This is a genomic window from Chryseobacterium pyrolae (assembly GCF_025153485.1).
Taxonomy (GTDB): domain Bacteria; phylum Bacteroidota; class Bacteroidia; order Flavobacteriales; family Weeksellaceae; genus Chryseobacterium; species Chryseobacterium antibioticum.
In genome coordinates this window covers 142623-157829 of record NZ_JANZQH010000004.1, presented here as the reverse complement: position 1 = coordinate 157829, position 15207 = coordinate 142623, and the positions used below count along the sequence as shown (strand labels likewise).

Annotated in this window: 14 protein-coding genes and 3 tRNA genes; 12 read left to right on the top strand and 5 right to left on the bottom strand. The window is 36.5% G+C overall.

The features are described 5' to 3' along the window. Positions 1-170 precede the first annotated feature (170 nt). Positions 171-1352 carry a hypothetical protein gene (locus NZD88_RS10370; protein ID WP_259829087.1) on the top strand — a complete coding sequence of 394 codons (1182 nt, stop codon included), beginning with the start codon at positions 171-173 and terminating at the stop codon, positions 1350-1352. Further along, the gene (locus NZD88_RS10365; protein WP_259829086.1) at positions 1336-1917 is read left to right on the top strand and encodes a hypothetical protein; all 582 of its coding nucleotides are present in this window, start codon (positions 1336-1338) and stop codon (positions 1915-1917) included. Before NZD88_RS10370 ends, NZD88_RS10365 begins: the two co-directional genes overlap by 17 nt. Here NZD88_RS10365 and NZD88_RS10360 read toward each other — a convergent pair. Both NZD88_RS10360 and trhO read right to left on the bottom strand, forming a co-directional pair. Beyond that, the gene (locus NZD88_RS10360; protein ID WP_259829085.1) at positions 1866-2441 is read right to left on the bottom strand and encodes a 5-formyltetrahydrofolate cyclo-ligase; all 576 of its coding nucleotides are present in this window, start codon (positions 2439-2441) and stop codon (positions 1866-1868) included. The genes NZD88_RS10365 and NZD88_RS10360 overlap by 52 nt on opposite strands. Before the next feature lie 2 nt (positions 2442-2443). Then, positions 2444-3817: an oxygen-dependent tRNA uridine(34) hydroxylase TrhO gene (gene trhO, locus NZD88_RS10355; RefSeq protein ID WP_259829084.1), complete on the bottom strand. Its 1374-nt coding sequence runs from the start codon at positions 3815-3817 to the stop codon at positions 2444-2446. Between the two features lie 402 nt (positions 3818-4219). On the opposite strand from trhO, the gene NZD88_RS10350 reads away from it, so the two are divergent. Next, positions 4220-5746 (top strand): trypsin-like peptidase domain-containing protein, encoded by a 1527-nt coding sequence (locus NZD88_RS10350; protein WP_259829083.1) that lies wholly within the window; start codon positions 4220-4222, stop codon positions 5744-5746. A gap of 72 nt (positions 5747-5818) precedes the next feature. On the opposite strand, the gene NZD88_RS10345 is transcribed toward NZD88_RS10350, so the two are convergent. The 3 genes from NZD88_RS10345 to NZD88_RS10335 all read right to left on the bottom strand — a co-directional run bounded on the left by NZD88_RS10345 (position 5819) and on the right by NZD88_RS10335 (position 9380). Then, positions 5819-6271, bottom strand: coding sequence for a hypothetical protein (locus tag NZD88_RS10345; protein WP_259829082.1), 453 nt, complete (start codon positions 6269-6271; stop codon positions 5819-5821). Next, positions 6271-6651: a RidA family protein gene (locus tag NZD88_RS10340; RefSeq protein ID WP_099764939.1), complete on the bottom strand. Its 381-nt coding sequence runs from the start codon at positions 6649-6651 to the stop codon at positions 6271-6273. Before NZD88_RS10340 ends, NZD88_RS10345 begins: the two co-directional genes overlap by 1 nt. A gap of 143 nt (positions 6652-6794) precedes the next feature. Beyond that, positions 6795-9380 (bottom strand): putative LPS assembly protein LptD, encoded by a 2586-nt coding sequence (locus NZD88_RS10335; RefSeq protein ID WP_259829081.1) that lies wholly within the window; start codon positions 9378-9380, stop codon positions 6795-6797. Positions 9381-9433: 53 nt separating this feature from the next. Here NZD88_RS10335 and NZD88_RS10330 point away from each other — a divergent pair, with 53 nt between their 5' ends. The 9 genes from NZD88_RS10330 to NZD88_RS10290 all read left to right on the top strand — a co-directional run bounded on the left by NZD88_RS10330 (position 9434) and on the right by NZD88_RS10290 (position 15171). Further along, a complete protein-coding gene (locus NZD88_RS10330; protein ID WP_259829080.1) occupies positions 9434-10723 on the top strand; it encodes an N-acetylmuramoyl-L-alanine amidase family protein in 1290 nt (429 codons plus the stop codon). A 58-nt stretch (positions 10724-10781) separates the two neighbouring features. Continuing rightward, positions 10782-10856, top strand: a tRNA-Glu gene (locus tag NZD88_RS10325). Positions 10857-10867: 11 nt separating this feature from the next. Then, entirely contained in the window at positions 10868-11188 is a 321-nt protein-coding gene (locus NZD88_RS10320; protein ID WP_169234004.1) for a hypothetical protein, read from the top strand. Positions 11189-11255: 67 nt separating this feature from the next. Continuing rightward, on the top strand, positions 11256-11510 hold the full coding sequence (gene rpsT, locus NZD88_RS10315; RefSeq protein ID WP_169234003.1) for a 30S ribosomal protein S20: 255 nt from the start codon (positions 11256-11258) through the stop codon (positions 11508-11510). Positions 11511-11520: 10 nt separating this feature from the next. Beyond that, a tRNA-Glu gene (locus tag NZD88_RS10310) sits at positions 11521-11592 on the top strand. A 101-nt stretch (positions 11593-11693) separates the two neighbouring features. Then, a tRNA-Glu gene (locus tag NZD88_RS10305) sits at positions 11694-11765 on the top strand. Positions 11766-12286: 521 nt separating this feature from the next. Continuing rightward, the gene (locus NZD88_RS10300; protein WP_259829079.1) at positions 12287-12943 is read left to right on the top strand and encodes a FadR/GntR family transcriptional regulator; all 657 of its coding nucleotides are present in this window, start codon (positions 12287-12289) and stop codon (positions 12941-12943) included. 58 nt (positions 12944-13001) lie between these two features. Then, positions 13002-14207: an MFS transporter gene (locus NZD88_RS10295; RefSeq protein WP_259829078.1), complete on the top strand. Its 1206-nt coding sequence runs from the start codon at positions 13002-13004 to the stop codon at positions 14205-14207. Between the two features lie 190 nt (positions 14208-14397). After that, a complete protein-coding gene (locus tag NZD88_RS10290; RefSeq protein WP_259829077.1) occupies positions 14398-15171 on the top strand; it encodes a T9SS type A sorting domain-containing protein in 774 nt (257 codons plus the stop codon). The last annotated feature ends 36 nt before the right edge of the window (positions 15172-15207 follow it).

Below are 15207 nucleotides of genomic sequence, written 5' to 3'. Positions count from 1 at the left end.
TAATTTTGTTAATATTGTTTTATATAAATTTTCTTCTGTTCTGTTATTTGAACAAGACAAAGGTAGACCAGATACAAAAGTTGTTTATGAAAAATAATTGTAATACCTTTGTAAAATAGTTTTACAAAAAAACAATACTGATAATCAACATTTTAATTATTTTATAAAAATTGACAGATTTAGATCTATTACATTTTGAGCAGCTAAAAAAGGATGTTCAGACAGAATTTTTAAAAGAATCCAGCTCTTCCCATGATGATATTTCAAAATGGAAGGGTATAGATATTATATATTTCCAGGAAGACCTTCGCAAAAAAGCAAAAGGTAACATCAGTGAAAAGTCATTTTACACCTATTTCAAAACTTCACCAGTCACCAAATTGCCGAGAATCGATATGCTCAATTTATTGAGTATCTATGCAGGATACGATTCATGGTATGACTTCAAAAAACAGCACCTTTTTGCAGGAGAATTGCTACAGGAAAATGAAGATCTTGAGGAGGAAGAAATCAAGGAATTGGAGAAAACGGTATCAGCAGCGCTTGATTTGCCTAAAACTGAAATTTCATCCAAAAAAATTGAGTATCAGCCACAAGAAAACATTGATTTACAAAAATCAAATACTGATGATCAAGCAATTACGCAAAAAACGACGACACTTACAAATATAGAGATACAAGCTTCAACACCAAGGAAAAATCTCTTCAAAAAGCACGCTTGGGCGATCATAACTTCTATATTAATTACCATTACCGGAATTCTTGGTTTTAAAGATGAAATTTTTTCAAAAACCTATAAATATTGTTTTACGGACAAAGACCGTGGCGTTTCCGCTATCAATACCCTTGAAATAAGAGTGATCAAAGAAAATGAATCACCGCTTCTGTTTAAAATAAAACCGGGAGAATGTTTTTACTATTCTACGAAAGACAAAAATCTTAAAATGCAGATCAGTGCTCCTTTCTACGAATATCTGGAAGTCAACAGAAATCTGGAGAATGCTCCGGATGAGGAAATGATAGAACTGAAACCTGATGATTATAAAATGGCAGCCTATTATTTCTCCATTAAAGACATCAAAGGCGGCAATCCTGAAGAACAGGTAGCCCTCATTAAGCAAAAAAGAAATCAACTGGAAAACCTGATCAGCAATAACGCCGTTATTTATCAGGTATATGACAACAAAACCTACGGTATAGAGAGACTTGATAAGCAAAGATATATCACACTGGTCACCACCCCTACCACATCTCTGAAAAACCTTAATGTTATTGAGATGAAAAAGGACAGTAAAGGAAAAATCGTATCTATCAAATTTAAAATTGCCACCACAGATGAAGAAAATAAATAAATTTTTAATGTTCGCTGTACTTTTTTTAGCATTTGTTTCCTGCAATAATAAAAAGACAGAAGTAAGCGATCTGGATAAACTAAGAAACAGCACCAATGTAAAAAGCTACCCTGCGGTACAGATGGACAGTATGCAGGCCATTAATTCCATCACCAAACAGAAAGTACAGGAACTCCTGGATCTTTCCACTCTTTATTTATCCGGCAACAGAAATACAGAGATAGACACGGTTATTTACTCGCAAATGGAAAGCTATTTCCATAAACCTGATTCTATGACGTTTAGAAAACTTTTCAGAGAACTAGACAGTCTGAAAGTAAAATCGGTGAAAGTAAACAGCCTGAATGTTTATAAAGAGTTCTATAAAAAAGATACGTTGGATTATGCCAAGTTCAATCTGGAATATTTTGACGCCAAAAATAAATCTCTGGGAACTTTTGAAAAAAATGCTCAATATATTCTCCTGTCAACTCCGATGATTAAAAAGGAGTTTAAATTTTATTTCTTAGACTTCTATACTGCCCCATTAAAAAAAGACAGTACTTCAGTAGGAGTAACCAAATAATCCAAAGGAATATCATTTTCCCAAACATCATCGATCTCTTCATCCGGGCTGAAGTAGTTGATCCCAATTTTTTTGGAAGTGGCTGAAATGCTTTGGAAAAACGTGTCATAAAAACCTTTTCCATAGCCTACTCTATTTCCTTTAGGGTCACCGTAGAGTAAAGGCGTGATCACATAATCAAAATGATGCTCTCCGGAATCTTCGTTGGAAAGAGGTTCTGAGATCCCCCAACTGCTGGTTTCAAATACCGTACTCCTGTTAATCTCCACGGAGATCAGGTTATCCGCTACTACTTTAGGGACAAAAACGCGCATATTTTTCTCTAAAAAAGCATCAATAAAGATCTTTGTATCAATCTCATTAAACTTTTTAATCGGGATGAATATATGCACCTTCTCCCCTGTTAAAGGTTTAAAATAATCTAAAAAAAGTTCTAATATTTTCCCAGATAACAAGAAAGCCTCATCAATTGACAAGGCTTTTCTTTTTTGCATATATTTTTTTCTAAGCTCAGCTTTTAACATGATTACTGTGCGTTTTCAGAAGCTTCTAAAATTTTATATAATTTATCCGATAAACGAACTCTAAACGGAAGTTCAAAAGTGATTTGATCTCCTACTTTTGCTATTTCGCAAGGACCTCCATTCACATAAATTTCAGTAATGGTTACCTCTTGCTCACCAGTTGTCGGACCTGAAATCAATACTTTATCGCCTACTGAAAGTTCTTTATTTTCGATCAAAAACTGTGCAATTTTTGATTTTGTATAATAGTGTTCTGCTTTTCCAAGCAATACTTTTTTGACCGCTATTTTTTTGCGGATATTTTTGGTTTGAACTTTCGCTAAAGGTTCGTTTGGTAAATCGCCTGAGGTTTTAAATTTCAAAGCATCAGATTTTCCTTTTCTAAACACTTTATTTCCAACCTGTAGTCCCTCTCTTAATTTCACCTGCTCAGCTAAAGGCAAATGGGTTATATCCAGACATTCTGTAGAACAGCAGTTTTCCATAACAGCTTTACAGTCGTCACACTGAATAAATAACAAATGACAGGCATCATTGGAGCAGTTGGTATGGTTGTCACAAGGTTTTCCACACTGATGACATTTTGAAATAATATCGTCTGTAATTCGTTCACCTAATCTATGATCAAATACAAAGTTTTTTCCGATAAATTTACTTTTGATTCCTTCTTCTTTTATCTGACGGGTATATTCAATAATTCCGCCTTCTAACTGAAATACATTTTTAAAACCCTGATGTTTGAAGTAAGCACTGGCTTTTTCGCAACGAATTCCGCCTGTACAATACATCAACAGATTTTTATCTTCTTTAAAATCCTGTAATTGCTCGTGGATAATAGGTAAACTTTCTCTGAAATTTTCTACATCAGGAGTAATAGCCCCTTCGAAATGCCCCACTTCACTTTCGTAGTGATTTCTAAAATCAACGACAATGGTGTTTGGATCTTCAAGTAGGTTATTAAATTCCTGTGCTTTCAGGTGAATTCCTTTGTTGGTAACATCAAAAGTATCATCATTCAAACCATCGGCAACAATTTTATGTCTGACTTTTATCGTTAGTTTTAAAAAAGAATGGTTATCCTGTTCAACGGCTACATTTAAACGAATTCCTTTCATAAACTCGTATACTTCCAGCGTATCCCGAAATGCTTCAAATTGGTCCGCAGGAACACTCATCTGAGCATTAATTCCTTCATGAGCAACATATATACGACCAAGAGCATCAAGTGCATTCCAGGCTATAAATAATTCGTCGCGAAATTTTTTGGGATCTTCAATTTTGGCATACGCATAGAAAGACAATGTAAGGCGTTCCTTACCAGCTTCATCAATAAGTTGAGCTCTTTCTTCTGCGCTTAAGGTGTTATACAGTTGCATGCTATAAACGTTTTAAGTGAGAAAAATATTTTTGCAAATATAGTAATTTTTCAATTGAGTCTGTTTTTCCGGGAAAATCACACGCCACAAATATCGGTAATGAGTAATGGATATAAGAAATAGAGGTTAATCATTGCCAGATTGAAACATTTGGATTAATTGTTGTACCTTAATCTTGACATTATTTCTTTTGACAATGTACAAAATGTCACATTTTTCCTTTAATTTTTTTTTAAGTTTTGTTAATGCCTTATTTAAGATTATGACATAATCCATAAAATGACACAATACCCGTTAAATTTTAGTTAAAATTGAAACACAGCATACTAATTGCTTACTTATTTAGCATTAAATTTGTTTACGATAAAACAAAAAATTAATAAATAAAAAGAAAGATATACAATGAAGAGTACTTTAAAAAAACTATTACCATTTGCAGTAGTGGGAGTGATCTCAGGAGCTACTACCGTTGGGACATTACAATATTTCGGTCATCAGTCTAATAATGGAGACCAGTCGTACTTCACATCAGCAGCTCCTAATGCATCCTTTGTAGGAATGAACACTGGAACTGTGGGCGACGATTTTGTAAAAGCTTCAAAAACTACCGTTCCGGCTGTTGTTACCATTAAAAATTACCAAAGCAGATCAACGAGCAGAGCTTCGGAACAGGATCTGTTTGATTTCTTCTTCGGAGATCCTTTCGGAGGAGGAGGACAGCAGAGACAGAAGCAGCAGGCTCCGGACAATATGCCATCAGGAATGGGATCCGGGGTGATCATTTCTCCGGACGGATATATCATCTCCAACAACCACGTGGTAGCAGGAGCGAATAAACTGGAAGTCGTATTAAGCAATAAAAAATCTTATATAGCAACCCTTGTAGGAACAGATCCCAATACAGATATTTCTTTACTGAAGATTGAAGAAAAAGGACTTCCCTATTTAAATTTTGCGAACTCAGATAATATTGAAGTCGGACAATGGGTACTGGCAGTAGGAAACCCGCTTGGGTTAAATTCTACAGTAACCGCAGGGATTGTTTCTGCTAAAGGAAGAGGAATTGGCATCCTGGGAGGTCAGGGGAAAGCCGCCAACCCAATTGAAAGCTTTATCCAGACCGATGCAGCGATCAACCCGGGTAACTCTGGAGGAGCGCTGGTAAACGTTAATGGTGATCTTATCGGGATCAACTCTGCGATCCAGTCTACTACAGGGTATTATCAGGGATACGGATTTGCTGTTCCGGCTAATTTAGCAAGAAAGATTGTTGAGGATATCAAGAAATTCGGAATCGTACAGAGAGGATTCTTAGGTGTTTCATCATTAGACCTTTCTAACGATCAGCAGGTAGCTGCCTATAATAAACAGTTTAAGACCAATATTAAATCCGGTTCAGGAGTTTATGTAACAGGATTCGGAGATAACAGCGGTGCAGAAGATGCAGGATTGAAAAAAGGTGATGTTATCACGAAAATCGACACCTACGATATTACAGATTTTGCTGATCTTTCTATGTCAATCGGAAGCAAACGTCCAGGCGATAAAGTTCAGGTAACCTATGCAAGAAACGGTAAAGAAAGCACAACTACGGTAACGCTTAAAGACCAGAAGGGAGGAACGACTACCAGAACAAAAGCTGACTTAAGCGTAACTGAAAAAATTGGAGCAGACTTCGATCCGCTTACTGAAAAATTCAAAACAGAATACGGATTAAACAGTGGGGTCGTTGCTAAAAATGTAAGTGAAGGAAGCGAAATGGCCAAGATCGGAATCGTAGACAATTATATCATTATCGAGATCAACGGGAAGCCTGTGAATTCACAGAAAGACGTAGAAAAGATTCTTGATAAATACCAGGGTAATGTACAGGTGAAATTTGTAGATGACTATGGAAGAATCTATACAAAAGGATTCAAAATGCCTTAATCAACAAAGACAATAGTCTTTTTCATATCAACAAAAAACGCTGCAGATCTGCAGCGTTTTTTTTATTTGGTTTTATTTCTTATTCATTTTCTCTGCAATCCTTTTCTTCTTGTTCCGTTCATAAATTACCTCTACAATCTTTCCTCCTATCCACGAAAACGGGAAAAACGTAAGAAAAATAGAGATCTTATAAAATGTAGGATGGTATGGAAATATAATAACATCCAGCATGGCAATGAAAAGCATAATGAAGCCGATAAGAATGGCATAAGCCACCTTAGCATACTTCACAATAAGAGCAGTCGCCACTCCCCCTATCGTAGAGCCAAGCCCGGAAATAAACAACAGAAATCCGAAAAACGCACTATCGCCTTTCATACTGTAAAGAAATCTCTGCCAATGCTCGAAGGGAGCAAAAGCTTCGAAAGTGATCCATTGCGGAAAAGCTCTTATACCAAGAGTGATAATAAGCCCCGCTATACCAAGGCCTACCAGAACCGCAATTGTGTTTCTTATAAAATTCATTAATCCTGATGTGCAATCATAGAAATTTCAATATCAACATTCTTAGGCAGACATGAAACCTGTACAGTCTCACGGGCCGGATAGCTGTCTGCATCAAGATATGAAGCATAAATATCATTCATTACGGCAAAGTCATCCATACTTTTAAGGAAGATGGTAGCTTTCACAACATTTTTAAAGGTCATCCCCGCTTCTGTAAGAACAGCCTCAAGGTTTTTCATCACCTGGTGCGTTTCCTTCTCAATTCCCTCTACCAATTTTCCAGTTGCCGGATCTACAGGAATCTGTCCGGAAATATATAAAATTCCGTTCGCCATATTAGCTTGCGAATAAGGCCCGATAGCTGCAGGTGCATTAACTGTGTTGATTATTTGTTTCATATGTGGATATTTATTTTTTCAAAGGTCACATGCAATCACCACCTTCTGCATTTGTTTGTCAGCAAATTTTGTCAACAGTGATTTCATTAGAATTTATTTTGGTTGCAAATATAAAATTTATATTTACAATTGTCAATTTGATCTTAGAAAGGTGCATTAGGCTGTGTAAAACTTCTGTCTTTGTATTTCAGCGCATCGCTTAAGATATTGGCTTTGATACCGATAAAGAAGTCATATACCTTGTATTGTCCGAAAGGAACCCAGTTAAAGTTGATCGTGAAACTTCGCTGATCTCTGGAGAATCCGATTCTTGTATACGCCAGATCTTTCGTCACAAGGTCAAAATGCGTACTTCCATTGATATTCCAGTAAGGAGTCAGCTTAATGCTACCGTCAAGACCTACTGAAGCAATTTTATTGCCAAGGGCAGAAAGTCCTTTTGAATAAGCATAGTTTGCATTGATATTTAAAGTCCATGCCTGATCGAAATGAGCATAATTATCATCATCAAAATAATAATTTTCATTTCTTACTTCACCTTTCGAAGGATATTTCTTAGCATAATCTGTCTTCTCACCAAAAATCTCACTGCTTAAAGGATAAGATAACTGTACGTTGAATCCCTGTACACTGAAATGACCAAATTCTTCTGTTCTGATTCCCTGAGTAGCTCCCGGAGCAAAAATAATTTTATATGGCTCCAAAGCAAGACTTGTATTAACGCTTAGCTTATTATTGAAGAAAGAAGACTGCCCGTTGATGCTGAATACAGACCATGGATGATCTTTTGCGGCAAAATTATAGTTTCCTGATAGGTTAAGTGATTCAAAAATCTTTATTTTCTTCACACCGGTAGAGTCACTTTTAGACTTTACCTTCATTTCAATATTGTTTCCAATGTTAAAACCCAAAGCTCCTACAACGCCACTGGATGGAGTTCCAACAATTCCTTTTTCAAAAATAGAATAAGGCGTCAAAGCTCCTTCTGCATTGTAATAGTTTTTGTAGTAACCAAAGCCAGGGCTTGAGAAATCCGGTGAGTAGGTAAAACTAAGACTTGGCGTCATCATATGTCTCACGGCTTCTACAGCAGATCCTTTTTTAAATTTCAACATTCCGTAAAGCGTTGTCTGAAGACTGGCTGATGAAGAGAATGTAGAATATCCGGCAACATTCTTTTGGATTTCGTCTACATCCACATTCTTTACAGGATCATAATATTTGTTAAGCGTTTTAGTTGTTAACGCATTATCAATATTCGCATTTAAACTGAATGTGAAATATTTCGCTAACGTTGTATTGGTTCCTAAAGCAATATTATTTTTAAGCCCTGTCTGCATTTTGTCCCACATTGCTTTGGTAAAAAGCTCATTCTCCTGAGTGCTGACATAGTTGGTCAGGTTAAAACCTGTATTCACTGTAATATTTTCGAGAAGCCCCTGTCTTACCCCTGTTTTTGATTTAAACAGGTAAAACTGGTTGATCGCCACATTCATCTGAGGAAGACGGAGATCTGCTAATCCAGTCGCAAAGTTTTGAGAGTATGATGCCGATCCTGTAATCGTTGCAGGTAACTTCAAAAATCTTTTGGTAACCGTTACCGCTGAACTCTGCTGCGTATTCAGGACGTTCTGGTTAAAAATATAATTGTTATTAAGCGGATTGTTATAAAATTTGGTACTTACAATATCAACTGAAGCACTAAAAGTTAGGAAAGGATTGGCTTTTGAATCCTGAGTATGCGTCCAGGCAATTCTGTAGGTACTGTTTTTCGTATAATCATCCAAACCTTTAATTCCTCTTACCATCGTTCCCACATCTGCTGTAAAAGTTCCGGAATAGCGATATTTCTTCAGATAATTCATTTGAGGCCTTAAGTTCCAGCTCCCTTTGGTATAAATATCGGCAAGAACCTTAAGATCAAAATGCTCCCCTATCGGCTGATAATACCCCAGTCCATTCAGGAAAAACCCAACATCTTCCCTTTCTCCAAAACTTGGAATGAGGATACCCGCTGCCCTTTTTTCTGAAAACGGAAGAATAGCAAACGGAAGAATAAGAGGAGTCGGAACCTTTTCGATGTACATCTGGATAGGCCCTGTCACAATCTGTGATTTATTTTTGGTCTTGATTAGCTTGATATTTGAAGCTCGCATAAAATAATCCGCAGCAGTATCTTTTTTCTTGATATAATATTCGTCGGTCGTATAATCTGCGTTCCTCATAGCAAAAACAGAATCACTATACTTTTTAGTTTTCTGTGCCGTGATAACCCCGCCACTTTCTTCTGTTCTGGCATTAAAAGCGATCGCCTGTCTGGTCTTTGTATTGTAACTGAACTCGTTGGTCTCATACTTTTTACCCGCTTGGGTTGTAATTACCGGTTCAATAATCTTTCCAAGAGAATCCATTTTTCCACGGGCATAGATGAGATTTTTATTATCATCAATAGAAATATAATCTGCATCAATCTGCATGTCCTGGTATTTTACCTGGGCATTTTTGTTCAGGAATGTCATCTTTTTAGGAACATCTCTTCGCTGATCATCCGCCTTTGTGCGGAGAATATCATCTAAAGCTTCCTTTTTTACGACAATGGTATCCTTTTTGGAAATAGTATCATTAACCACATTTTTAGGCAATTTTTCAGGGTTTTTCTGTGCTAAAAAATTGTTAAAAATTAGGATAATTAAAATTTGTAATATATTTTTGAGGACGGTTTTGGCCAATTTTGTTATATATAATTAAGGCTCAAAATTAGTATAATTTTTAAAACTGTAAGATGTACAAACAAAAATTTAAAATAATTTTATCATTTCTCCTTATTCTTTCAAGCACTTTAATTTTCTCACAAAAGAAATTTACGATCGTTTTAGATGCTGGACATGGGGGAAGTGATCATGGAGCAAACAGGTCTTATGCGGATATTGGAAGGGTTGCAGAAAAAGACGTTACGCTTGCCGTTACTCTAAAAGTAGGGGCTATGTTGGAAAAAAACAGAGATTTCAAAGTAATATATACCCGTAAGTTTGATGAATACCCTTCTCTTTCGGACAGAACCAATTTGGCCAATAGAAGTAAAGCAGATCTTTTTGTCTCTATTCACTGTAATTCTTCGCAGAGACCTACAGCCTACGGAACGGAAACTTATGTACAGGGACCGAACCAGAATGATGAGAATCTTGAGGTAGCAAAAAGAGAGAACGATGTGATCTTTCTGGACGAAAAGGATAAACAGACCTTCGGTTCTTACAATCCGAGTTCTCCGGAGTCTCTTATTGCCCTGAAACTCCAGCAGAACAAGTACCTGGAATCAAGTTTGCTGCTTGGCGGACTGGTAGAGGGTAACTTTGTGAATAAAGATAAAAGATTTTCAAGAGGTGTTTTCCAGAAAAACCTTCACGTACTCCGTATGAATGCAATGCCATCCGTATTGATCGAAACAGGTTTCATCAACCACCCCGAAGAAAGTCACTACCTGGCATCAGAAAAAGGTCAGAATGAAATTTCAGAAAGTATCTATAACGCAATCATCGATTATAAAAAAGCGATTGACAGAAAAACCGGAGGTTCTTCTATTGCTACCAGAAAACCTGAACCTGAGAAGCCGGCAGAGTCACCATTAAAAAATGATTTCAGGATTTTATTACTAAGCTCACCTACCAAATACAATGACGGAGACCCAGCTTTAAAAGGCTTAAATTATATTCTTCCTCTGAAAGACAACGGACAGTACAAATACTACTATGGGGTTACGAATATGGCTTCTGTAAAAGATATCAATTTAAAAACAGCAAAAGATGCAGGATTCAGAAATGCCTATGCGGTAGGATTTATGCCTAATCAAAAACTGCTGATGGGTTACTATACCATCGAAGTTTATGTGGGTGAAAAACTGAATGGAAACTCATTTATCCTTCAGACACTTAAGGATGTGGAAAGGAATAAAGACAGTGGTGTTTTTTACTATACCTATGGTAAAGTTTTCACTTTGGAGGATGCCGTAAAGCTCCAAAAAGACCTTGAATCCAAGGGAATCAAGAATACCATTATTCAAAAAGTTTTTAAATAATCTGGAAAATAATTTTGAAGTTAAAAAGTTAATCACTACTTTTGCAACCTCAAAATTTGGCCTATTCGTCTAGTGGTTAGGACTCAAGGTTTTCATCCTTGCAACAGGAGTTCGATTCTCCTATAGGCTACCAAATTTGATATCATGCCGGATTTAAAAATACAAGAAGCAAAACTTCTTTTTAAGAAAATCCACTCTAACCCAAAAAGTTACGATTTACAAATCAATGAAGACGGGATTGCAGGCAGGGATGATAAAATAAGTTTCAGACTTTACAGGACTGGAGAAAGGGTCGCCTTTGAAGTAACAATTGATGGACTTACCTTCACCAACACTACTGGAGAATGGAACAACGCAATGATTATGCTAAGTAGCACAATCAAGAAAATAGAACGAGAACAAGAGAATTTAAAAATAGAACAAGCAATAGATAAACTCAGAAAATACCTGTCAGAAGAAAATTGAAAAATTTTAAAAATAAATTTGGCAGATTAAAAAAAAGTTTATAGTTTTGCACTCACATTTGAACGATATGGCAAATCATAAATCAGCATTAAAGAGAATTAGACAAAACGAAGTTAGAAAAGTTCGTAACAGATATTATCACAAGACTGCAAGAACTGCTCTTAAAGTTTTGAGAAGTGAAGAAAACAAAGCTGCTGCTTCAGAGCAACTGCCAAAAGTTATCGCTTTATTGGATAAATTAGCTAAGAAAAATATTATCCACAAGAACAAAGCGGCTAACTTGAAAAGCAAATTAACTAAGCACGTTAATAAATTAGCGTAAAAGTATAGTAGGCCCGTTCGTCTATCGGTTAGGACCTCAGATTTTCATTCTGGTAAGAGGGGTTCGACTCCCCTACGGGCTACAAAATTTAATCACTACTAACCGAGTGGTTATACTAAGAGTTGAAACTTATAAAAACAAAAAAAAACTAACCCTGTAGATAGTATTTACAGTTTGGTAGATGGCCCGTTCGTCTATCGGTTAGGACCTCAGATTTTCATTCTGGTAAGAGGGGTTCGACTCCCCTACGGGCTACTTAAAAAAACTTTGATATTTTATATCAGAGTTTTTTTGCTTTTGGATACTTCCGAAATTCTTCCGATCATGGGAAATATCTCTACACAATCCAGCACAAGTATATTTCATTTTTGCTCCTTGAAATGGATCTACATCCCCAATTCGGGGATTCAATTATATAAATAATTCATAAATGGATAACTGGGCAGGATTAAAAATGGGGATAAAGTTACTGATCACCGAATTTATATTATCCGGAGCCAATATGAATATTGAATTAAAATAAAGTAATCTTCAACTAAAACCAAGTCTGTATAGATCCAGTCATTTATTGAAAGTAAGAGGCTATCTTCAAAGTTGAAATTGCCTCTTTTTTATCCTAATGAGTTGCCTAAAAATAACTTCCGAATGTCTCCTATTCCTGCCTTTTGCTTTATGATTGTGGTTATACTTTTGGGTGCGAAGAAAATCATTCCGAAAATTAGCATGAAATATTTCAAAAAGCCTTACCTTTGCATTCATCAGATGATAAGATGTATATGCAAATTCAAAGACGCACATTGGCTCAGGAAGTCGCGGAAAGATTAATTCAGGGAATAATCAGCGATGAATACAGGATTGGAGATAAACTTCCCATAGAACCGGAGTTGATGAAAATTTATGGGGTGGGACGTTCCAGCATTCGTGAGGCTATAAAAATTCTATCAATACAAGGTATTCTGAGTGTACAGCAAGGTGTAGGCACATTTGTGATTTCAAAAAACATTCAGGAATCATTAGAAACCCAGATCACCAAAGCAGAAATCAATGAGGTATATGAGGTACGCTCTCTTTTAGACTCAAAAATTGCGGCAAGAGCAGCCGTTCATCGTAGTGAAAAAGACCTGGCAACCATTAAAATGTATTTGGATCTGAGAGATCAATTTGCTAAAGAAAACAAGGCGTTGGAATGCTACCAGGCTGATATCAACTTTCATATATCTATTGCCGAAGCGTGTAGCAATACCCTTTTGAAAGAAATTTACAGAATAACAAGCAAACATATTCTAAGAACTTTTGAAAGCAGTCATAACAATAATACAGACTCTTTTAAGCTTTCACAAAAAATACATACTGATCTTTATAAAAGTATTGAAAATAAAGATCATGATCAGGCTGCGCACATTGCACAGCTTATTGTTGAAAAAGTATATTAAAAATTAAATCTATAACAAAATTCATCAGATGACCAGATGAATTTAAGAATTCAATAGTATGGAAAAGGTACAGACACAAACCATTGACACCACCAAAATTGTTTATCCGATCTTATTTATGATCAGTTTTTCTCATTTACTGAATGACCTGATTCAATCTACCATTCCTTCCTTATATCCAATTTTGAAAGGGGAATTCAGTTTATCATTTGCTCAGATAGGTATCATTACATTAGTATTTCAGCTTACTGCTTCTATTTTACAACCGTTTGTTGGAATTTATACTGATAAAAAACCTAATCCAAGATCTCTGGCCATAGGAATGGGGCTATCGATGGCTGGTTTATTACTTTTGGCAGCAGCGCATCAATATTATATGATTCTCATTGCCGTTGCATTAATTGGTATGGGATCATCCATTTTCCATCCTGAAGCTTCACGAGTTGCCCAATTGGCATCGGGTGGGCAAAAAGGACTTGCTCAATCCATCTTTCAGGTTGGTGGAAATTCCGGAAGTGCTATTGGTCCTTTACTGGTTGCCTTAATTATACTTCCTTTAGGCCAGGGCTATCTTGCTCTTTTTGCCATTGCAGCTTTTATAGGAATTATCGTTTTATGGAGAATTGGAAACTGGTACGCTGAAAGATTGTCTCTTAAGAAGTCTGCTCAACATTCGGATAACATTATTGAGATACAACTGTCACGCAAAAAAGTAATATTTTCTATCAGTGTTTTATTGGCTTTAGTATTTTCAAAATACATCTATCTGGCTTCAATGACTAACTATTTTACCTTTTTCCTGATTGATAAATTTCATATTTCGGTAAAGGATTCTCAACTTTATTTATTCATGTTTCTGGCAGCAGTTGCTATAGGAACCATTCTGGGTGGAAAGTTAGGTGATAAATATGGCAGAAAGAAAATCATTTGGATTTCCATTTTGGGAGCAGCGCCTTTTACTCTTTGCCTACCCTATCTTCCTTTGGTGTGGACTATCGTTTTTGCAGTTTTAATCGGCTTAATTATCGCATCCGCATTCTCTGCCATTTTAGTCTATGCCACAGATCTTATGCCCAACAAAATCGGACTGGTCGCAGGATTGTTTTTTGGATTCATGTTTGGGATGGGCGGAATCGGTTCTGCTGTCCTGGGAGCTGTAGCCGATGATACAGGAATTGAATATGTATTTAAAATCTGTGCCTTTCTGCCTCTTATGGGTGTCATCACTGCTTTTCTACCCAACATTAAGGGACGGAAAAAATAGATCAAGAGGTGAAGATCAAAAAAAACTGGACATTCCGATGATTCAATATTTCTAATCCGAAAAAACTTTGTCGGTTATTACATTCCATATTACAGAATTATTACATAATTCACATTTAATAGAGATAATATTGTATACATATACTTTTATGCTTAAATTTGGATAAACATTAACCAAAAATCTCTATAGTATGAAATCTATTCTACTTTCAAAGAGCCGTCTTTTTCAGGCCGCCTTATTTTTAGCCTTTTTATTCCAATCGAATAATTCACAGGCACAAAGCAGAATCTACGCAAACGATCAGCATTCCAATGTATATGGAGTATGTCTGGGATGTGCCGTACAGAATCCTCTGAATGCGGTGGGAGACAACGAAGACAATTATTCTACCATGGTCATGGGTACCGTTTTATTGGGAGGCGTTGAACAAACCCTAAGATTCCCTGAGGTGAGAATCAACACTAAATTAGTAATCGGTATCGGAACTAATAATATTCCTCTGACCGTTCAGCTATTAAGCGGTGTATATATAGAAACGATGAGCGGAACGACAGCCAACAATGACAGCCAAATGATAACCGCCAGTTTACTGAAGCTAGCAGACACTCCTAACAGAGCAACTATTGAACTTACTCCTGCCAGCTCATATAACGCCGTTAAAATAAGACTGAGCGGGGGCGTACTAAGTCTGGGTGGTGGATTCAGAGTGTATTATGCTTATCAGGATCCCCTTGCTACGATAATGGCATACAGCAAAGCCGGACAGGTTACTCTGGGTGGTACTGTTCCATTAGAAGGGGCCGAAGTTACCCTAAGAAATACGTCAGGAAAAGAAGTACACCGTTCTACCCTGAAATCAAATACTTTTGAACTGTCTACTCCACAACCGGAAGGTGTTTACATCCTGACGGTGGAAGCAAAAGATAAAAAGACTTACACCCGTAAGATCAGAATTACAAACTAAATAACGGGACCTATTAAATTTCCGGCAGGCTTTCAG

What these genes read in the sequence shown, in the direction of transcription:
- NZD88_RS10365 (WP_259829086.1), top strand. Translation starts at nt 1,336, where the DNA reads ATGAAGAAAATAAATAAATTTTTAATGTTCGCTGTACTTTTTTTAGCA.
- NZD88_RS10360 (WP_259829085.1), bottom strand. Translation starts at nt 2,441, where the DNA reads ATGTTAAAAGCTGAGCTTAGAAAAAAATATATGCAAAAAAGAAAAGCC.
- trhO (WP_259829084.1), bottom strand. Translation starts at nt 3,817, where the DNA reads ATGCAACTGTATAACACCTTAAGCGCAGAAGAAAGAGCTCAACTTATT.
- NZD88_RS10350 (WP_259829083.1), top strand. Translation starts at nt 4,220, where the DNA reads ATGAAGAGTACTTTAAAAAAACTATTACCATTTGCAGTAGTGGGAGTG.
- NZD88_RS10345 (WP_259829082.1), bottom strand. Translation starts at nt 6,271, where the DNA reads ATGAATTTTATAAGAAACACAATTGCGGTTCTGGTAGGCCTTGGTATA.
- NZD88_RS10340 (WP_099764939.1), bottom strand. Translation starts at nt 6,651, where the DNA reads ATGAAACAAATAATCAACACAGTTAATGCACCTGCAGCTATCGGGCCT.
- NZD88_RS10330 (WP_259829080.1), top strand. Translation starts at nt 9,434, where the DNA reads ATGTACAAACAAAAATTTAAAATAATTTTATCATTTCTCCTTATTCTT.
- NZD88_RS10320 (WP_169234004.1), top strand. Translation starts at nt 10,868, where the DNA reads ATGCCGGATTTAAAAATACAAGAAGCAAAACTTCTTTTTAAGAAAATC.
- rpsT (WP_169234003.1), top strand. Translation starts at nt 11,256, where the DNA reads ATGGCAAATCATAAATCAGCATTAAAGAGAATTAGACAAAACGAAGTT.
- NZD88_RS10300 (WP_259829079.1), top strand. Translation starts at nt 12,287, where the DNA reads ATGCAAATTCAAAGACGCACATTGGCTCAGGAAGTCGCGGAAAGATTA.
- NZD88_RS10295 (WP_259829078.1), top strand. Translation starts at nt 13,002, where the DNA reads ATGGAAAAGGTACAGACACAAACCATTGACACCACCAAAATTGTTTAT.
- NZD88_RS10290 (WP_259829077.1), top strand. Translation starts at nt 14,398, where the DNA reads ATGAAATCTATTCTACTTTCAAAGAGCCGTCTTTTTCAGGCCGCCTTA.